The following is a 20,023-nucleotide window of genomic DNA, read 5'->3' as shown; positions in this document are numbered from 1 at the left end:
GATGGACGGCCCCTAGCCCAAGGGCACATGACGATCCGCAGCGAACAGCATTGGTCGCGGGTACGGGTACGGGTACGGGTACGGGTGTGTGCGACGTAGCCGTTCCGCACACCCGCACCCGTACCGTTCCCCGGACGTCCTCAGGCCCGGTCGCCGAGCCACCGGTGGATGGCGAGTGCGGTGGTACGGGCGTGTTCCTCCAGCATGGTGAAGTGGTCCCCGGGCACGGTGACCTCGGCGTGCGGCAGGATCCAGTCCGGGGCGGGTTCGGCGCCGGGCAGCAGGTCCCGGGCCCGGACGTACAGGGTGGGACAGGCGAGCGGCGCGGGTTTCCAGTCACTGAAGAGCTCGAAGTATCCGGCCATGGCGGTGAGTCGGTCGGTCTCGGCCGCGGCGAACTCCCCCGCCCGGCGCAGCATGTCCGAGGTCATCGCGGAGAGCGCCTGACCCCGGTCACCGTGACCGGGGGGATAGGTGTCCACCAGGACGACGGCCGCCGGAGCGGCACCCTCGGACTCCAGACGCTCGGCCACGGCATGGGCCACCCAGCCACCGGCCGACCGCCCCAGCAGTACCGCCGGACCTCCGGCCGCGGCTGCGCGGACGGCGTCGGCCTGGGCGGTGACGAGGGCGTCCAGTGTGGCGGGCAGAGCCTCTCGGGGCTCGAACCCCGGGTGCCGCACCGCGGAAACCGGGCGCAGCCCTCGCAGTCCGGCACCGAGGCGCGCGTACTCCTGCGGTCCGGACAGGGCGCTGAGCGCGGGGGAACAGACCAGCCGGGCGCCTGTACCGCCCGCCGTGAGCATGACGGGTTCGTGGGTCGCACCGGGCGCCCCGGTCCCGTCGAAGACCGGGCGCAGGCGCGCGGCGATGGTGAGGAGCACCATGCCGTCCCAGCTCCGTCCCCGGGCGCAGGCGGTACGAAAGAGTGCGCCCAGGGAGTCCGGAGCTCCGCCGCTGTGCGGTGCGTCGGCGGCCCGCATCCGGGCGTCCGGTCCAGTGCCCGCCGCCGGACTGCCCGCCGGACCGCCTCCCGTGCCGTCGTCCGCCGGTAGGCCCGGGGAGCCCGCAAGTCCGGCGGCCTCAGGCCGGGCCTGCGGGCTCCCCGGGCCGTCGGGCGCGGCGCCCGCAGGAGGCGCCTCGGCGGCAAATCGCCGCGTCAGCTCGGCGGCGAGCGCGCGCGGTGTCGGGAAGTCGAACAGGAGCGTCGACGGCAGTGCCAGCCCCGTCCACGCCGCGAGCTCATTGCGCAGATCGACCGCGGCCAGGGAGTCCAGCCCCAGGTCTGCCAGCAGGGTGTCCTCGTCGATCTCGCTCGCCCCCTCCCCATGGCCCAGGACGCGGGCGGCGAGGGTCCGGACCTTCGTGAGCAGCGCCCCGCCCTGCTCGCCGGGTCGAGCAGTCGTCGGCGCCCGGCCGAGTCGGTCCCCGCCTCCCTCGTCGGCGTCGGCGGCAGGTGTGCGGAGCCGGTTCGCCGCCGGTTCGGAGCCGCGGAGGGCGGCCGGGGCGAGGCGGGCGGCCACCACCACGGGTTCGTCCCCGGCCACGGCGGCGTCGAACAGCGCCAGGCCTTCCTCCGGCCCGAGCGGGCCGAACCCGGCGCGGTCCATCCGCTGCCGATCCGCGTCGCCGAGGTGCTCCATCATTCCTTCGTTCTGCCGCCAGGGGCCCCAGACGATCGACGTACCGGGCAGTCCGAGCCGCCCGCGGTGTCGTGCCAAGGCGTCCAGCGCGCAGTTGGCCGCGGCGTAGTTGGCCTGGCCGGCGGAGCCGAAGGTGCCCGCCACCGAGGAGAACAGCGCGAACACGGCCAGGTCGTGTCCCCGGGTCAGTTCGTGCAGAGCCAGGGCGGCGTCCGCCTTGGGGCGCAGCACCTGCCTCAGACGGTCGGTGGTGAGCGCCGTGACGACTCCGTCGTCGAGCACTCCGGCGCTGTGCACCACACCGGTCAGCGGGTGGGCCGCCGGTACCGTGTCGAGCAGCGCGGCGAGCGCGGTCCGGTCCGCGACGTCACAGGCGTGAACGGTCGCCTGGGCGCCCGCCTCCCGCAGCTCCGCGACGAGTTCCCGGGCCCCCGGGGCATCCGGCCCGCGGCGGCCGACGAGCAGCAGATGCCGGACTCCGTGAGCGGTGACCAGGTGCCGCGCCACCAGCATGCCCAGGGAACCTGTGCCGCCGGTGACCAGGACGGTGCCTTCCGGGTCGAGCGGCCGCCGCTTCGTCGGCTTCGGTGCCGCCTCGGCCACCGGCACCAGTTTCGGTACGTATGCCGCCCCTCGGCGTACGGCCGCCTCCGGTACCGGGGCGGCCAGCAGGGCGGGCAGGGCGCTCCAGGAGCCGGGGTGTTCGTCCACATCGATCAGGGCGAAGCGGCCCGGATTCTCCCGCAGGGCGGAGCGGACCAGTCCCCACACCGGAGCGTGCAACGGTACGGACGCTGCTTCACCGGACCGGTCGTCATTCCCGCGAGCGGTGCCGTCCGCCGGGAAACCGTCGTCTGCCGAAGTGACGGCGCCGGACGTCACGAGGACCAGGCGGGAGCGGGACAGGTGCGGTTCGGCCAGCCACTCCTGCACGAGCTTCAGCGCCCAGCCCGCTGCGCGCAGCATCCCGGCAGCTTGGTCCTGCGCGTCGCCGGTCGTGTCCGGCAGCGGGCACGGTGCCACGACGACGGCCGACGACGCATCGGACGCCGCCGGGCCCGGGTACACCGGAACGCCGGAACCCGGGGGCGCGAGGGCGTCCACCAGCGGTGTGCCCGCCGGGCCCAGAACCCCCCAGCGGGGCATCGTCACGGGTGCGGGCGGCTCGGTCAGCGGCACCCAGTCCGTCCGGTGGAGAGCAGCGGTGGCGGCCTCCGCCGTCGCCGAGCCGGTACGCGGAAGAGGCCGCAGCGTCAGCGATCGGACCGTCGCCACCGGTGCGCCTGTCTCGTCGGTCAGCTCCACCCCGGCCTGGCCGTCGGGCCCTGGGGTCAGCCGGACCCGCACGCGCTGTGCCCGGGTGGTGTGCACGCGCACTCCGCTGAAGGCGAACGGCAGGGACAGCCCACCGGCCGCGGGGCTGCCTGTCCCGGAACCGTTCGTGACAAGGCTGTCCAGGGCCAGGGCGTGCAGCGCCGCGTCGAGCAGCGCGGGATGCAGGCCGAAGTCGGGGCCGCCCGCCTCCGGGCGCGGGGTCCGGGCCGCTTCGGGCAGCACGACGTCGGCGTACAGCTCCTCCCCGTGCCTCCAGGCAGCACGCATACCCTGGAAGGCGGGGCCGTAGCGCAACCCGTCGGCGGCCAGCCGCTCGTACGGTCCGGTCCCCGGCCCGTCGGCATGCAGCGGCACCGTCTCCTCCGGCGGCCAGGACGCGTCCGGCCGGGGCGCGTCCTGGCCGGACGCGCCGCCGGTTTCGGTGGCGGTCGCTCCCCCGTCCAGGGGCGGCTGTGCCGTCGAAAGAGTTCCGGCGGCGTTCCGGAGCCAGGGCCGGTCACCCGCCGGAGTGTGCGGCCGGGAGTGGAAGAGCACGGTCCGCCGTCCCGCTTCGTCCGCCCCCGCCACCTTCACCTGCAAGGCCACTGCGCCGTCCGGGGGCAAGGGCAGCGGCGCGGTCAGGACGAGCTCGTCCAGAATGGTCGTACCCGCCAACTCACCTGCGTGAAGGGCCATTTCGACGAAGGCGGTCGCCGGTAGCAAGATCTGTCCGGCCACCACATGGTCGGCGAGCCACGGCTGTTCGCGCACCGAAAGCACCCCGCTCAGCAGCAATCCGTCGTCGTCGGCCGTGCGGGTGGCCGACTGCAGGAACGGGTGGGTGGTCTCGGCCGTCGGGGACACGGGCGTAAGTTCCGGGGCGGCCTCCAGCCAGTACCGGCGGCGCTGGAACGTGTACGTGGGCAGTGCGACGCGGCGGCCACCGCGCCCGGCGAAGACGGCCTGCCAGTCGACGGGCACGCCGTGGGCGTGCAGCGTGGCCAGCGTGTCGAGCAGGGCGTCCGCCTCCGGCCGCGTGCCGCGCAGTGTCGGCAGGACCAGCGGTGCCGGACCCCGCTTGCCGCCGTCCGCCTCGCCCGTGTCCGGGTCGGTCGGGGCCGGTCCGGAGGAGAGCAGGCCGGTCGGGGCCGGTCCGGAGGAGACCAGGCCGGTCGAGGCCGGTCCGGAGGGGACCAGGCCGGTCGAGGCCGGTCCGGAGGGGGCCAGGCCGGTCGAGGCCGGTCCGGAGGGGGCCAGGCCGGTCGAGGCCGGTCCGGTGGAGATTGGCCCGGTGGAGGCGAGGCAGTCTCGTACCAGGCCGGTGAGCACCCCGTCCGGCCCCAGTTCGACGTAGTGTGCCGCGCCTCGGTCGCCCAGGTGCGCCACCGAATCGGCGAAGAGGACCGGACGGCGGACGTGGTCCACCCAGAACTCCGGTGTGCACAGCTCCTCGTCGGTGGCCGCCCGGCCGTGCACGGCGGTGATCAGAGGCAGCCGCGGCGCGGCGAAGGAAAGCCGCCGGACCACGTCCGCGAAATCGGCCAGCACGGGCTCCATCCGAGCGGAGTGGAAGGCATGACCGACCCGCAGCGGCGTCACCGAACGGCCCAGCTTCCGGAAGTACGCGGCAGCTTCCCCCACCGCGGCCCCGTCGCCCGAGACGACCACCGAGGCGGGGCCGTTGACCGCGGCGATCTCCACCGCACACCCGGTATCGGCGAGGTGGGCGGCCACCTCGTCCGCGCCGGCGGCCACCGCCGCCATCGCGCCGCCCGGAGGCAGCGCGTCCATCAGCCGGCCACGGGCCGCCACCAGTGTGCACGCGTCAGCGAGGGACAACACCCCAGCGACATGTGCGGCCGTCACCTCGCCCACCGAGTGCCCTGCCACCAGGTCGGGGCGTACCCCCCAGGCCTCGAACTGCCGGAACAGGGCCGTCTCCAGGACGAAGAGCGCCGGCTGCGTGAACCGGGTCGTGTCCAGCAGCGCGCCCCTCTCCGTACCGGGCTCGGCGAACATGACGTCCCGCAGGGGCATCGGCAGCAGCGTGTCGAGCAGGGCACAGCACTCGTCCAACGAAGCGGCGAAGGCCGGATACCGATCCCGTGACTCGTACAGTTCACGGCCCATACCGACGCGCTGGCTGCCCTGGCCGGTGAACAGCAGGGCCAGCGGGCCCCGGTGGCGGGACGTGCTCGTGTGCGCTCCGCGCCCGCCGCCGTCCTCCGCCACGGCCCGCAGGGAGCCGAGCAGCCCGTCACGGTCCCGGGCCACCGGCACGGCCCGGTGCTCGAAGGCCGCACGCGTGGTGGCGAGTGAGTACCCGATGTCCACCAGGGACACGTCGGGCGTGGCGACCACCTGGTCGTACAGCCGTCGCGCCTGGGCCCGCAGCCCCGGCACGCTCCTGGCCGACACCGGAAAGGCCACCGCGGCCGGTCCGGGGTGTGTCGCACCTTCCAGCACCGCCCCGGGCCCGACGTGGCCGCTCGCGACCCCGCCGTCCGCTGCCGCATGCGACAGCGCGGCCTCCTCGTCGTCCGGAGTCTCTTCGAGCAGCACATGGGCGTTGGTGCCACTGATGCCGAACGAGGACACCCCCGCCCGGCGCGGACGGTCCGTCGCGGGCCACTCCTCCGCCCGGCTCAGCAGCGCGATCCGCCCCGTGGACCAGTCGACACGGGGGGTCGGTTCGTCGGCGTGCAGGGTGCGCGGCAGCACGCCGTGCCGCATCGCCTGCACCATCTTGATCACGCCGGCCACTCCGGCAGCGGCCTGGGTGTGACCGATGTTCGACTTCACCGAACCCAGCCGGAGGGGACGCTGCCGCGCCTGCCCCCCGTACGTCGCGAAGAAGGCCTCCGCCTCGATGACGTCCCCCAGCCGGGTGCCGGTGCCGTGCGCCTCCACCGCGTCGATGTCTCCGGCATTCAGGCCCGCGTCGACGAGGGCCTGCCGGATCACCCGCTGCTGCGCCGGTCCGTGCGGTGCGGTCAGCCCGTTGCTCGCCCCGTCCTGGTTCACCGCCGAGCCGCGCACCACGGCCAGTACCGGAAGTCCGGCGCGGCGTGCCTCGGACAACCGGCTCAGCAGCAGCATTCCGGCCCCCTCGGCCCACCCGGTGCCGTCGGCCGACGCGCCGAACGCCTTGCAGCGGCCGTCCGGGGACAGCGCCCGCTGGCGGCTGAACTCCACGAACGATGAGGGTCCCGACATCACCGTGGCGCCACCGGCCAACGCGTAGGCACACTCGCCCCGGCGCAGCGCCTGGGCCGCCAGGTGCAGCGCCACCAGGGACGAGGAACACGCCGTGTCCACGGTGAGGGCCGGGCCTTCGAGACCGAAGGTGTAGGCGATACGACCGGAGGCGACGCTTCCGGCGTTGCCGAGGCCGAGGTAGCCCTCGACATGCTCGGGCGTCCTTGTCAGATGGCGGGCGTAGTCGCTGTACATCAGCCCGACGTACACCCCGGTCGCCGAACCGCGCAGGGCGTCGGGGACGAGACCGGCGTGCTCGAAGGCCTCCCACGCCACTTCGAGCAGCAGCCGGTGCTGCGGGTCCATGGCCAGCGCCTCGCGGGGAGAGATTCCGAAGAAGCCGGGGTCGAAGCGGTCCGCACCGGAGAGGAAACCGCCTTCGCGCACGTACGTCCGTCCGGGCCGCCCCGGATCCGGGTCGTACAGCGCCTCGGCGTCCCAGCCCCGGTCGGTGGGGAAGGGACCGATGGCGTCCCTCCCGTCGGCCACCAACCGCCACAGTTCCTCGGGAGAGGTCACGCCTCCGGGATAGCGGCATGCCATCCCCACGATCACCACGGGGTCGCCGTCCGGCCGGGCCGCGCTCCGGTTCACGGGCCCGGTGCCGGACGGCGCGGCGGCGTTCTGTGAACCGAGGTGGTCGGCAAGTGCGGCAGCCGTGGGAAAGTCGAAGGCGACGGCCTCGGAGAGCGGCAGGCCGGTGACGGCCGACAGCCGCTCCCGCAGCACTGTCGCCGTCAGGGAGTCCATGCCCAGGTCCCGCAGTGCCGTGCTCGGCTCCACCGCCTGGGGCGCACAGCCGAGCACGGCCGCCACTTCGTTCCGCACCAGGGCCAGCAGGTCCTCCGACGGCTTTCCGGTGGCCGCCGCGACCAGCGCCCGCGCGGGCAGGTCCGCGAGGTTGCGCCGCAGGGTCTTCCCGGAGGCGGTACGGGGAATCTCCGCCACCTCGAACAGCTCGACGGGGACCTTGAAGCCGGACAGCTCCGCACGGCAGGCGGCGAGGACGCGTCCCCTGTCCAGCACGGCGCCACCGGGCTCGGGGACCAGATAGCCGATCGGCACCTCGCCGAAGACGGAGTGCGGGCGCCCGGCCACAGCTGCGTCCGCCACCCCCGGCAGCCGCCGCAACACCGCCTCCACCTCGGAAGGGTGGATGTTCACCCCGCCTCGAATGATCAGATCACTCGCCCGGCCGGTGATGGCCAGCCCACCGAAGGCATCGATCCTGGCCAGGTCACCCGTGCGGAACCAGCCGTCGCGCAGTACCTCCGCGGTCGCTTCCGGCCTGCCGTGGTATCCGACCATGACCCCGGGCCCGTTGACCCACAGCTCGCCCTCACCCGTGTCCCGGCCGTCGGGGCCTCCGCCGACCCGGACCCGGGTGCCGGGCAGCACCCGGCCCCACGCCCGGGACGCCCCGGACACGATCGCCTCGCCCGGCGCCGGCATGGTGACCGGGCCCGCCTCCGTGCTGCCGTAGTGCTCCAGATAGGGGACACCGCAGATGGCCTCGAAGGACTCGCGGAACCCGGGCCCCGCCGCGGCGCCGGCGCTGACGCAACCCCGCAGCGCGGGGGCGCCGAGACCGCCGCCGGCCTTGCCGCCGTCGATGCCGCTCCGCTCGCCCCGGACCGCGTCGAGCAACGCCGAATACGTCGTGGGGACCCCGCCGAGCAAGGTGAACGAGGCATCCTCCTCGCGCAGTTCGCCGAGCACCTCCGCCACCGAGAACCGGGGCAGCAGCACCGCGCTCGCCCCCACCGCGGTCACCCCGAGGAAACACACCACCTGACTCATCGCGTGGTGGAGGGGCAACGGCCACAGCACACGGTCCCGTTCGGACAGTCCCAGGACGCCGACGAGCCCCGTCGCGACCGTCGAGAGGCGGTTGCGCTGAGTGGACAGGACGCCCTTGGGTACGCCGGAGGAGCCCGAGGTGTAGAGCAGCCAGGCCACTTCGTCCAGTCCGAGATCGTCCCGGGCCGGCGATTGCGGCTCCGTGCCCGCCAACTCCTCGTACCGCAGAACACCTTCCGCACCCGTGGCGAGCCGGTCCCCGGCCCCGTCCTCGGCCCTGGACCCGTCCTCGGCCCCGTCCTCGTCTCCGCCTTCGGCCACCACCACGGTCAGTCCGGGTCGCACTGCCGGCGTCGGCCGCCGCGTCAGGCAGACGCCATCGGTGATGAGCACCCGCGCCCCGCTGTCATCCAGCAAGCGGGTCAGCTCCGCCTCCGAGTTCCCGATGTCCAGAGGTACGCCCACGCCGCCTGCCCGGGTGACGGCGAGCAGGCTCTCGACCGCCTCGACGCGGTTGCCGAGCAGTACGGCCACCCGGTCGCCGCGCGCCAGGCCGAGGTCTGCAAGGTGACCGGCCAGCCGCGCGGTCCTCCGTTCCAGCTCCCGGTAGGTCACATGCCTGAGCCGGTCCTGAAAACAGACCTTGTCCCCCAGGCGCCGGGCGTGGTTCTTGAGCAGTTCCGGCAGTGATGTGACGACGTCGGCGTGCGTACCCACCGTATGACCTCCTTGAGATGACCCGTCGTTGAGGACGACCGCACAGTTCACCGGGTTGCCTCCCGGCGACGGGCGGACCACTTCGGGTCCCTCCCTCAGCTTTCCCGCGACCTTGGACACTCTTCACCGGTCGGCCCCCACCATCGGGCCCGGGTCCGGCCCACCGGCCCGGTCGCCGCCGACAGGAATGCCCCGGGCCGATGCCCAGTTCCAGGGGCGGTTGCTGCCATGCGGGTGCTCAGTCAACGTGCACGGCGGACCACCCGCTCGCGTACGCAGGTGGTTGACGCGTCAATGCCGTACCTGCGGCGGGCGGCATGGCCACCCCGGCGCCACCGTCCCTGTACCGGGACCGTGGCGACGACCACGATGGCCGGCGCCCCAGCGGCATGGTCGTTGCGGCAGGGAGAAGCGCTGCGGAGCACACCGCCTCGTGAAACCGTGATCGCTCTGCGAGAATCTGCGGGAAGTCGAGGGCGAAGGCCATCCGTGGGAAGGATCAGCGTGGGGGCCGTGACAGAGATGACCGATTCCCGGAGCCCTGCCGGATCATGGCCTGGCAGTGGGTGCGCAGCCGTTGGGGCCACCGATCCTGCCACGCCCGCCAGACGAGGACGTGGAACACCACCAGGAGGAACCCGGAGAGCGCTGCGGTGCCCAGCGTCGCGGCTACCACTTTGTCGATCTTTTCGAAGCCCCCTTCGGCCCCGACGCCGTGTGTACCTGAGGCCTTGCGTGCCAGCAGTACGCAGGTGTTGACCGTGATCCATCCCGCGGCGATCAGCCCCGCGGCCCACGGTGCGCGGTCGGCACGGTTGTCACGCCGCGTGCGGTGAAGCGGCAGATATCCGGACACCAGCTCCGCGTGGGCCCTGCAGGCCACCTTGAAAGCGGGGTGGTCGGTGAGTGCCTTCACCGACACAGGACGTCCGGCGGACCACGAATCGCGGGCGAACCGCCACGCCTCCAGGACCAGGGGATGCTCCGGAGGAACCGCGACCTCCTGGTCCAACCCGGCCAGGGGAAGGAGTGGTTGCTTCGGGTCGAGCCATACGGCCGGGTCGAGCCGTATCTCAGGGCTGGTCCGTCCCTCCGGGTCGAGGCTCGCCAGCCCTGCCGCGATCAGCGACCGCACGGCCATCTCGGCCGCCGCCCACTCCCGTTCCCTGGGATCCGACCGTCGGAATCCGGGCCCGAGCAGCCATGCCGCGTGGTACTCGTCCAAATCGCCCGACGCGATCAGCCGGTCCGCGGTCCGCGACCCGGCCCGGTAACTCGACAGGGCCAGTCCCCCGATGCCCAGGTTCAGGACCGCCAGGACCCCACTCGTACTCACCACGAGCCACACCACACCATTCATGGAGACAGGAATAGAGCATGTTCCCCGCAGCCGCTACGGTGCAGCCGCGATCGGGCTGGCACCACGTCCCATCCACAACCTGCTCAGCTGCCGCGCATCCGTCGGGCACGTCGGCGAGGTCGGCCGGGCGCGCACGCCGCCACTGGGGTCAGGGCAGTTCCCAAACGGTGGCCTCCAGCCTTCCCTGGCCGTTGGCCGCCGCACCGCTGGGTGTGAAGTAGCCGACCCGTCCGGCGGCGGTTCCGAAGCAGGCGGTGGAGCCTGCGGGGACGTTGACGCTCCGCTGGGCCGGATTGGCGTTGAGGAGGCCGACGCACTGCTCACGCCGGGGCGGTGACGCGCCGTCCCAGAGCACGATCGCGTTGCCGGTGAACTGGCTCCCATCACAACTGAGCCGGCAGGTCATGCCGACATCCCCCGCGAGTGCCCGCTGCGGCGGAACGGTGTCCAGAGACCAGGCCGCTGTCACGATCCCGGTGCTGCTCCCGTCGTCCAGGGTCAGCGTTCCGTGCCAGCGCACAGGTACGGCCGCCGGAGGCGGATCGGGCGCTTCGTCGGAAGGAACCGCTGACGGTGAGGGAGATGGGGATGGGGATGGGAGTGGAGGTGAGACGGTGGGGGTGGGGATGGGGGTGGGTGTGGCCGGCGTCGAGGCGGCGGACGGCTGCGAGGGGACGGACGTAGGCGAAGGGACGGCCTGGTCGGTCGTGTCGTGCGCCCCGGTCGCCCAGATGCCGACCGCGGCGCCCCCGCCGGCCAGCAGCAGGACGGCCACCGCCCCGCCGATCAGCAGGACACCGGGGCGGATGCCGGGCTTCTTGGGATCCGCCGTCGGGTGCTTGGGCGGATCGTGAGGCACGGGGGACGTGTGGTGCAGACCGGTGCCGCTCCCGGCCGGGACCAGGTCGCCCTGCCCGTCTGCTTCTTCGAGTACGACCAGGCGCGCACGGCAGCCGTCCAGTTCGGTGAGCAGGTCACCACGGCGGTGGACCAGCTCGTTACGGCGTTCCGCCAGGAGCCGGCTCGCCTCTTCGAGCTGGTGCTTCCTGTCCTGGCTGCCGGTGCTCAGCGAAGGCCGCGCCCGTCGGCTCTCCTCCTCCAGGTCCGTGCGGAGCCGGTTCTCCCGCACACGGACCTCGGCCAGCTCCTCCCCGAGCCGGCGCAGCGCCTCCTCGCCGTCCAGGAGGCGCAGCAGGAGAGAGTTCTGGTCGCTGCCCCGGGCGTCGGCGCCGATGTCGACCAGGACCTGGCGGTAGGCGGTGAAGAGCTCGGTCCTGCGCTGCGGTGCGGCGGGGTCGTCGGTACGGCGGGTGACTTCGGTGAGCAGGTCGTGGAGAAAATCCCAGGGAGGCAGGCTCTTGCCCGGGAGGTACGTGAAGCGGATCGCGGAGTCCTTGTAGGCGGGATAGCGCAGAGCGAACTCACGCGAACTCAGACCCGCCAGATCGAACAGCACCCGCAGCCGGCTGCCGAACTCGACCCTCAGCCGTTCCCTCTTCTCCTGTACCTCCCGGCGCGCGAGAACACCGTCTCCGCTGCCGTCCTGACCATGTGCCACTGGTGCTCCCCCTTCACGGGTGCGAAACCGGACAGCCCACTGGTACGCACCCCCACCGCCGCGATGCCCTCGGCCACCACGATGCCGGACCCAAAAAAGCGCCCCAGTGGAGTGGTCGCCCACCATCAGGGAGCCCCGTCACTGTAGAGCCAACCACCTCACCCGGCAGCCAAGTTGAAACCCATCCCGTGCTGCTGCCCAGCACATCCTGGCAAGAATCGCACCGCTGTCGAGCAGTGGAACGGCACCAACGGGCAGGATGTCAGCGACCAGTTGCCCGGCATTCAGGATGTCCGCGTGCCCCACCACGGCGGCCCTCTCCCCCGGCACTGAGGTTCGGCAGGATCCGCAGGTCTTCGTACCGGGGTGGGATTATGACCGGGAGCCTCAGCACCGAAGGCACCAACAACAGCGCGGAAGCCTCCGACGACCTCGCGGACGAGCGGACCGCTGAAGGGACAACTCCGCACCCGGTAACGGAAATCGTCACGCGATGGTCACGGCTGCCAGTGGGCCAGCGGGCCCTGATCGCCCTGGCCCCCACCTGTCATGCGGTGACACCATGCGCAGCTCGCGGCCGGGTTCCGCATCGGTGCCACGACGGCCTACCGCTACACGGGTGAAGCCTTCGCCACTCTGGCCACACCTCGCTCCTACTCCGGCCGAAGCAATAAGTACCGTACGGACGGAGGCGTGCGTGATCCTGGACGGCACGCTGCCGCCGACTGACCGGATCACCGACACCGTGGAGGCCGACCCTATCCAGGCCGTGTTTCAGGAAGCGGGTGACTCGTGGGCGGCGAGTTCTTCGGCCAATTCCATGCAGCGCAGGCGGGCCGGGGAGAAGTCGTAGGGCATCTTCCCTGTGGCTTCGAATGCGCTCATGGACTCTTGCCCCCTGCCAGAGCTTTGGCCGGCCTCGTCCTCACCCTCATCAGCGGTAGCGGGGTGCAAAGTGTCCCAGGAGTCGAAGAGCGCGTCGTCGCTCTCCGCCAGGCCGGAATCCTCGATCACGGCTTGCAGCGCCTGTTCGAAGGCGTGCCGTTCGGTAGCCACCCGGGCCACACGGGGGTCATCGACAGCGATCGTGTCATCGAGTGCCTCCTCGGCGGCATCAATACGGTCGGAGTCCTCCCGCAGATCCGGGTGAGTGGCCAGGGCGATGAAACGGGTGGCCTGGACGGCCGCACCGAGCGGGCCGAAGATCCGCTCGGTGACCAGCAGGCTGTCCAGGTCCGCCTGGCGCAGGGAGCCCTCGGGCAGGCTCTTGAGGCGGCTGGTGACGAAGTCGGAGAGCAGACCCATCCTGCTGCCCTCGGTACGCATGCGCTGCACAGCAGTCCGCTGCCGCCGCAGTTCTGCTTCCTGGGCGACGAGGGATTCCTCCAGCCGTTCCAGGATGCTCCCGATGCCGTCGTCGCTGTCGGCACCGGCGGAAGCCGTGTCGGCGAAGGCGTCACGGATGTCGTCCAGGGCGATCCCCGCGTCGGCCGTGCTGCGGATCCACAGCAGCCGGATCATGTCTTCGTAGCCGTAGCGGCGGCGGTCGTCGCCGCCCCGCACGGGCTCGGGGAGCAGGCCGATCTCGTGGTAGTGGCGGATCGCCCGCGGTGTGGTGCCGACGAAGGCCGCCGCGTCACCGATCTTGACCTGGCGCGGCGGGATGAAGGGCGAATACATGAGCAGGGGCCTTCCTCAGTGGGTCGGGAGATGAGTCCACCGGACCACATACCGCTACGGAAGGTGCAACCCGAGTCGCTCCGCCCGGCACCCGTGCCAGGACAAGCAACCCTTCCCCGTAACGATCGGTCCGCCCTCCGCCAGGACAACCGCAGGAAGGCGGGCGGGGTCACAGCCACGTGCCGCGCCTTGTAGTCCTGACGGTCAAAAGCGGCCCCGGCCGTCGCCAGCGGTCCGGGCGGGGATTCAGGCCCGCTACTGGGGTATCTGCCGTTTGTGGATCACGGGCGCCGATGCGTGTTGTTGCCGGCGCGTGCCTCTCTCCGTGGCTGCGGGTGAAGAGTTGCTTGTCCTGGCACGGGTGTGGTGTCGCGGTCGGCCGGCAGGTGTTGCCCGGCCTTGGTTCCGGGCGGAGAGGCCGGGTAGCAGAAGGCCTCAGACTGCGACGGAGAGCAGGTCCACCACGAAGACGAGTGTCGAGCCCGCCGGGATCAACGGCGAGGGTGACTGCTTACCGTAGCCGAGGCGCGGGGGAACGATGATCTCGCGCCGGCCGCCGACCTTCATCCCTCTGACCCCGCGGTCCCAGCCCTTGATGACCTTGCCACCGCCCACGGCGAACTTGAACGTCTTGCCCCGGTCCCAGGAGGCGTCGAATTCCTTTCCGGACTCGAAGGTGACCCCGACGTAGTGAACCTGGACAACCCTGCCCGGCTTCGCCTCAAGCCCGTCCCCGACGACGAGGTCGCGGAATGTCAGCTCGGTGGGAGCGTCACCCTCCGGAAGGTCGATCTCGGGCTTCGTCAGTTCACTCATTACCGCCTCATTCGCTCGCCGCCGGGAGCCCTCATACAGACCAGCCAGGCACATGGTCGCTTTATGCAGTAGATCATCATGTTGCCGTGAACGCTGTTCTCTTGGAGTGCGTCAAGTCCAACGGAGCGCGATGCTCAGCGTCACTGGGCGTGCTACGCCATCGGTACGCTGCGCCCGTACTCGGTGGTGGCGAAGCCCTGCTCCCCGCGTCCGCGGTATGGCCCCTGGGCCGTCGCCCGGTGGCGGGTGGCCCGCTGCGCGAACGGTCCTTCAGCCTGCGCTGAAAACGGTCGTGGACTCGCTCCATAAAGCGCCGTCAGACCGGACACACCACCCGGGCCGCGGGGCCTCTCACCTCCACCTCGACCGAGTCGAACTCAGCCGTAACCGCCTCGACGTCCACGTCGCCGGTCCCCTCTCACACCAGCGAGTCCCAGAACAGCACCGGTCTGCCTGACCAGCACCATCACCACTCGCAACCGGCCGCGGCAGCGGCCGGAGGGAGCGTCACTTCCGACTGTCCAACGACAAGGCGTACGCCGCCCACCCCGAGCCAGCCCCTCGCAATCGAACGTCGGGGGGCGCTCCGCAATGGCTCCCCAAGGCCGGCCTGTGCCAGAAGCCAGTAGTGACGTCGCCTGTGGTCGCCGGCCACGTATCTGCTCCAGGTTTTTCTGCCCTCGGATCAGGGGCTTGTGCAGGTCACCCGGGCGAACAGGTCCAGCGGGCTGGATCCGTGGTTGGTGGCGCGCATGGTCCACCCCGTGGCCGTCGGGAACGACTCGTTGAAGTCGACCGCCGGGTTGCCCAGCCCGCCGCCTCCGGTCGGCACCTCACCGGCCCCGCACTCGGCGTGCGCGGTGCCCGTGGCGCCCTGTGCCAGGCTGGTCGGGGCGCTGGCATGGGCGGTGTGGGGCGTGCCGGTGCACCGCACATAGGTCTGCAGGACCGTGGCGCGGGGGCCGTGGTTGGTGACCCGGCCGACCCACTCCTGGCCGATGTCGGACGACTGGCTGATGTAGGCCTGCCCGCTGTCGGACCCCGTACCGCGGGAGCCGGCGTTCGGTCCGCCGCCGGTGGCCACCTGTCCCGGATCGCAGACCGCGCGGACGATCGCCGTCTGCCCCGACCCCACGCTCACAAAGGTGCCGGTCCGGGTCGTGTGGTTCTGGGAGGTGCAGATCGCCACGGGCGTAAAGGTCTGCGGGGTGTTGGTCTCGTTGTAGACGTCACCGACCCAGCTGATTCCGCTGGGCCACGTGGCGGTCAGAAACACCCCGTTGCTCGTGGTGCGCACGCCCCCTCCGGAGGGGACCTGGCCTCCCTGGCAGGGGACGTTGGTCGTGCTCGCCGAGTGCGGGGCCACGGTCGAGGGCGCGCCCACGACGATGGTGTGCGGGGCCCGCACCTGGGCGGGGGCGGATTCGGGGCCGACGGGGGACGCACCGGTGCAGAGGGCGGTGGCGCACAGAGCGGCGACGGTGCCGAACGCGGCCAGTCGAAGACGGCTCACGGTGACTCCAGGTGATCATTGGGCGAGAATGTCAAGGTAGACATGCCCCACGCATATGAAATCGATACACAGAGTCACTGGAACGGGTGGCGGTCGCAACGGGTCTACTTCATCAACTCTCCGGCGTTCACCCGCAGCGACTGCCCCGTGATGTGCCGTCTCTTTTCTCGGTTCTGGCACAGATCTTTGCGGAGTCGTCGCAGAGCGCCAGGTCTCCTCGCTCGCCGAGTTGAACGAGATGGTCGAACAGCTGACGATCTCCGGCAAGCCGTCGGCGACGTGACGTCCTTGCGCGAGTGGCGGGTCGCTCATCTTCTTCCGGAGACCGGGCCGCTGAAAGTTCTTGTGGTGGTCGAGTTCCTGTCGGATAGCCAGGTAGCCAGGTACGGAGCGTTCTACGGGGCGCCCTCCCGTACGGAGTTGGAGAGGTACTCCTTCCTGGACGACGTGAACCGGGATGCGGTGCAGGCCAAGCGGCGCGCACAACCGGCCGGTGGTCGCGGTCCAGCGGACGAGCGTGCGGTGGCTGGGCCGGTTTCTGCCGGACCTGCGGCAGGCGCAGGAGGAGGTCGCCGGGTATCCGGCGGAGCGATTGGAGATCACGGATCCGTCGTACTTCGAGCAGTACGGCGAACGTGACGGGATAGCCCGTACGCAGCCGGGGAGATCCGGGAGACGGGGGTCGGCGGGACGTCGCCGGGGTCCAGGCCGCTCCTCCTTCCAGCTTCCCGACCTGCCCGGCGGCCTGCGGCCCTGCGCGACAAGGACGCCGCCGACGACGAATCAGTGGCCGGTGGCGGGCACCGGTCGGTGCGGGCTATGGCAGTTCGGGTCGGTACGCCGGTGGCGGCCGGTGCCGGCGTGCGGTCCGGCCCGGGTCCGCGCCGACGAAGGCCACCGTGGCCGTGGCCGCCCTGCTGCGGGCCGCCGGTCGCGGGCCGCAGGGTCCGCGTGTCAGGGCACGGTGATGACGATCTTGCCGCGCGCGTGGCCTGTGGTGCTGGCGTCATGAGCTCTGGCGGCCTCCTTCAGCGGGAACACGGCGTGCAGCGGGACCGCGAGGCGGCCGTGGTCGACGAGGTCGGCCGCCAGCGGTAGTCCTGCCCAGCCCGGCGACCCTCCGGCTTCGGAGCGGGAGAACCGCACTCCGTGCCGGCCCCCATGCCAGGTATATGGGGGAAGTCCACGGTGGCGATGTCCCGCAGCTTCCCTGAGCGCAGGTACCAGTCAGCAGGGGTGACGCCGGTGGCACGCACCGCGATGCGGACCTGACCGGGCCCCGGGTGCGGCTCTTCGACCTCCTCGACGCAAAGGACCTCGGAACCGCCACAGCAGTGGTATTGCACGGCAAACACGGACAATCTCCGTACACATGGCACGTCGTTCAGCAAGAGAACTCGCAGCCGCTCACCTCTGCGGCAGAGAGCTGACCGCGGGCACCGCGGCACCAGGTCACGCTAACCCGCTAAACGGTCGACCCCTTCCGTTTGTGATTACTGAGGTTTTCAAGGCGGGGTCGGTGGGTTGATGGCCAGTCTTGTGGCGGTAAGACAGCCGTCGATGAGACGGGGCCGGAGTTGAATCCTGCGTAACTGGGCCTTGCCCCCTGATGTCGGACACACGAGACACTGGATCCTGAGAATCTGAGGACGGACATCTCGCGGTCATGAAGAACTACCCGCCGCAGTTCAAGGCGGACGCGGTCGCGCTGTACGAGTCGCGGCCCGAAGCGACGATCAGGTCGGTCGCCGCCGATCCGGGGATCAATCCGGAGACGCTGCGGAACTGGGTCCGGGCGGCTGGAGCGAGTCGTCCACGAGAGCGCCGCACGCAGGAACCCGGCCCAACCGCCAGCCCCGTTGCAGGCGGAGAACGCGGCTCTGCGGAAGAAGGTCCGCGAGCTCGAGGAGGAACGCGAGATCTTGCGGAAAGCGGCGAAGTATTTCGCCGGGGAGACGCGCTGGTGAACCGCTTCCAGTGCGTCGCCGACCATCAGCGCCGTTACGGCGTGAAGCGGCTGTGCAGCATCCTCGGCGTCAGCCGCTCGTGCTTCTGCTACTGGCGCCGGACAGCCGCGGACCGGGCCGCCCGGCAGGCGGCCGACGCGAAGCCGGCCGCCCGGATACGGGCCGTGCACCAGGAATCGGACAGCACCTACGGAGCCCCGAGAATCACCGCCGGGCTCCGCGAGACGAGCGGTGAGGCGGTCAACCACAAGCGGATCGCCAGGATCATGCGGGCGTCCGGGATCGAGGGAGTCCGGTTGCGCCGACGACACCGCACGACCGTCCCCGATCCGGCCGCGGCCCGGGCGCCGGACCTGATCGGCCGCGACTTCACCGCCACGGTCCCGAACACGAAGTACGCCGGCGACATCACCTACCTGCCCCTCGACGGCGGGAAGTTCTGCTACCTGGCGACCGTCCACGGCCTGCGGCCACGGCACGATCGCCCTCGGAGCATGGGCGGTCGCCTCGGGCCTGGTCCCGGCGTCCGCCGACGGAACGACGGACGTCGTGATCGACGTACCCTCCGGTCGCGTCACGGCGAGCGTGCGCACCGTCGGCGGCCGGGTCGCGGATGTGACGTTCATCAACGTCCCCGGCTACGTCCACGCGCGCGGCGTCGAGGTGCCGACCTCGCACGGAACCGTCGCCGTCGACATCGCCTTCGGTGGCGCCATGTACGCGGTGCTTCCGGCCGAGCGGTTGGGGCTGCGGGTCCGGCCGGAGGACATTCCCCCGCTCATCGCGGCGGGCCGCGAGATCCGCGACGCGCCGAACGCGGCCGGCGCGGCCGGACATCCGGAGGACCCGCGGCTGTCCGGCGTCTACGGGACGGTGTTCACCGAGGAGGCCGGCCCACCGGCCCACCGGCCCGACGGCACCCGGCGGTTGCACCACCGCAATGTCACCGTGTTCGCGGACGGTGAGGTCGACCGCTCCCTGTGCGGCTCGGGCACCGCCGCACGGGTCGCGCTGCTGGCCGATGCCAGGGAACTGCATCCCGGCGACGAGCTTCTGCACGAGTCGGTGGTGGGATCGGTCTTCCACGCCAGGATCGCCCGTCTGACCACTGCCCACGGCCTCCCCGCAGTCGCACCGGCCGTGACGGGCACGGCGTACGCCATCGGGACCTGCCGTTTCACCGTCGACCCCGACGACACCCTCCTGCCGGGGTTCGTGCTGCGATGACGACGATGCTCGACGAGGAGGACGTGCTCGCGCTCGGTCCGGTCGGCGCGGTCGCCGCAGTCCGGGAAGCGCTGGTCGGGGGGCTCGACCCGGACGGCGGCGTGCCCGCGTGCGATCATTCCGCTGGCACGTGGTCAGGGGCTGCTCATGCCCTCGGAATCCGGCGACTGGTTCGGTGTGAAGATCGCGACCGTCGCGCCGGGCAACGCCGCGCGCGGGCTGCGGCGCATCAACGCCACGTATCTGCCGCACGACAGCGAGACCCTGACCCTGGTGGCGATCCTGGACGGGGTGGCGCTGACGACCCTGCGGACCCCGGCCGTCTCGGTCGCGGCCTGCCTGGACCGGCTGCGCGCGCTCGCGGACGCCCGCGGAGGACTTCGTCTGGTGGTCTTCGGTGTGAGCCCCCGGGGAGAGGGGCACGTCGCCACTGTCCGGGCCCACGTCCCGGTGGCCGACGTCACGGTCGTCACCCGGCGCGGGGGACCCGTTCCCGGCTGGGCGGACCGGCATACGACGGCGGACGGCGTGGAAACGGCAGCTTCGGTGTCTCGCGCGGATGTCGTCGTCACCGCGACCTCCGCCCGCGAACCGGTGGTCGACGGACGTCTGGTGCGCGACGGTGCGGTGGTGCTGGCGATCGGCTCGCACGAACCGGACGTGCGGGAACTCGACGGCGCGCTGATGGGCCGCGCGACGGGTCGTCGTGGAGAGCCGGGAGAGCGCCCTCCGCGAGGCGGGCGATGTCGTGATGGCGGTGCACGGGGGCTCGCTCCTCCCGGACTCGCTGGTGACCATGACGGACCTGATCGCCTCGCGGGCCGTTGCCCCGGCCGACTGCCCGCTGGTCGTGAAGACGTGCGGGATGGCCTGGCAGGACCTGGTGGTCGCCGTCGCGGCCTACCGGCGGAAGGGGGGAACGCCGGGGGAACGGTCCTGACTGTCCGGTCCGTAGGCGCCCGAACCGGTCGAGACAGCCGGTCGTGCCGGACGGGCCCCGTGTCAGCGGGTTCCGCGCCAGAGGGCCGAGGACACATGGCCGGCTTCCCGCTTCCGCACCGACCACAGGGTCCGCACATGCGCGAGATGGCCGCGCACGTACTCCTCTCGGCCTCCGCCGCGTCCCCGGCGATCATGATGTCCCGGCACCAGTCTCCGCGTGATAACCCG

At 71.6% G+C, this 20,023-nt stretch carries 7 protein-coding genes and 4 pseudogenes; 4 read left to right on the top strand and 7 right to left on the bottom strand.

Features of this window, described 5'->3' with window-relative positions; translation table 11 throughout:
* Nucleotides 1-140: 140 nt before the first annotated feature.
* The 6 genes from A6A29_RS20165 to A6A29_RS20140 form a co-directional block, all read right to left on the bottom strand.
* Nucleotides 141-8,732: a type I polyketide synthase gene (locus tag A6A29_RS20165; RefSeq protein ID WP_073721609.1), complete on the bottom strand. Its 8,592-nt coding sequence runs from the start codon at nucleotides 8,730-8,732 to the stop codon at nucleotides 141-143.
* Nucleotides 8,733-9,231: 499 nt separating this feature from the next.
* Nucleotides 9,232-10,068 (bottom strand): hypothetical protein, encoded by an 837-nt coding sequence (locus A6A29_RS44105; protein WP_143197012.1) that lies wholly within the window; start codon nucleotides 10,066-10,068, stop codon nucleotides 9,232-9,234.
* Between the two features lie 172 nt (nucleotides 10,069-10,240).
* Nucleotides 10,241-11,650: a hypothetical protein gene (locus A6A29_RS20155; protein ID WP_073721607.1), complete on the bottom strand. Its 1,410-nt coding sequence runs from the start codon at nucleotides 11,648-11,650 to the stop codon at nucleotides 10,241-10,243.
* Between the two features lie 774 nt (nucleotides 11,651-12,424).
* On the bottom strand, nucleotides 12,425-13,330 hold the full coding sequence (locus tag A6A29_RS20150) for a MerR family transcriptional regulator (protein ID WP_073721606.1): 906 nt from the start codon (nucleotides 13,328-13,330) through the stop codon (nucleotides 12,425-12,427).
* 435 nt (nucleotides 13,331-13,765) lie between these two features.
* Entirely contained in the window at nucleotides 13,766-14,146 is a 381-nt protein-coding gene (locus A6A29_RS20145; protein ID WP_073721605.1) for an FKBP-type peptidyl-prolyl cis-trans isomerase, read from the bottom strand.
* 685 nt (nucleotides 14,147-14,831) lie between these two features.
* The gene (locus tag A6A29_RS20140) at nucleotides 14,832-15,659 is read right to left on the bottom strand and encodes a hypothetical protein (protein WP_073721604.1); all 828 of its coding nucleotides are present in this window, start codon (nucleotides 15,657-15,659) and stop codon (nucleotides 14,832-14,834) included.
* 457 nt (nucleotides 15,660-16,116) lie between these two features.
* Between A6A29_RS20140 and A6A29_RS44100 the strand changes: the two genes are divergently transcribed.
* On the top strand, nucleotides 16,117-16,671 hold the full coding sequence (locus A6A29_RS44100; protein ID WP_107468253.1) for a DUF4158 domain-containing protein: 555 nt from the start codon (nucleotides 16,117-16,119) through the stop codon (nucleotides 16,669-16,671).
* On the opposite strand, the pseudogene A6A29_RS48080 reads toward A6A29_RS44100, so the two are convergent.
* Nucleotides 16,614-17,014: pseudogene (locus A6A29_RS48080) on the bottom strand (zinc-binding dehydrogenase). The gene A6A29_RS44100 and the pseudogene A6A29_RS48080 overlap by 58 nt on opposite strands.
* Before the next feature lie 311 nt (nucleotides 17,015-17,325).
* On the opposite strand from A6A29_RS48080, the pseudogene A6A29_RS48075 reads away from it, so the two are divergent.
* The 3 pseudogenes from A6A29_RS48075 to A6A29_RS20105 all read left to right on the top strand — a co-directional run.
* Nucleotides 17,326-18,024 (top strand): annotated as a pseudogene (locus A6A29_RS48075) (IS3 family transposase); the annotation flags it as partial.
* A gap of 58 nt (nucleotides 18,025-18,082) precedes the next feature.
* A pseudogene (locus A6A29_RS20110) lies at nucleotides 18,083-18,853 on the top strand (proline racemase family protein); the annotation flags it as partial.
* Nucleotides 18,850-19,793, top strand: a pseudogene (locus tag A6A29_RS20105) (ornithine cyclodeaminase family protein). The pseudogenes A6A29_RS20110 and A6A29_RS20105, both read left to right, overlap by 4 nt.
* Nucleotides 19,794-20,023 lie beyond the last annotated feature (230 nt).

The organism is Streptomyces sp. TSRI0281 (genome assembly GCF_001905125.1).
Classification (GTDB): Bacteria; Actinomycetota; Actinomycetes; order Streptomycetales; family Streptomycetaceae; genus Streptomyces.
This window is presented reverse-complemented; position numbering and strand designations above follow the sequence as displayed.

What these genes read in the sequence shown, in the direction of transcription:
- A6A29_RS20150 (WP_073721606.1), bottom strand. Translation starts at nt 13,330, where the DNA reads ATGTATTCGCCCTTCATCCCGCCGCGCCAGGTCAAGATCGGTGACGCG.
- A6A29_RS20145 (WP_073721605.1), bottom strand. Translation starts at nt 14,146, where the DNA reads ATGAGTGAACTGACGAAGCCCGAGATCGACCTTCCGGAGGGTGACGCT.
- A6A29_RS44100 (WP_107468253.1), top strand. Translation starts at nt 16,117, where the DNA reads ATGCGGTGCAGGCCAAGCGGCGCGCACAACCGGCCGGTGGTCGCGGTC.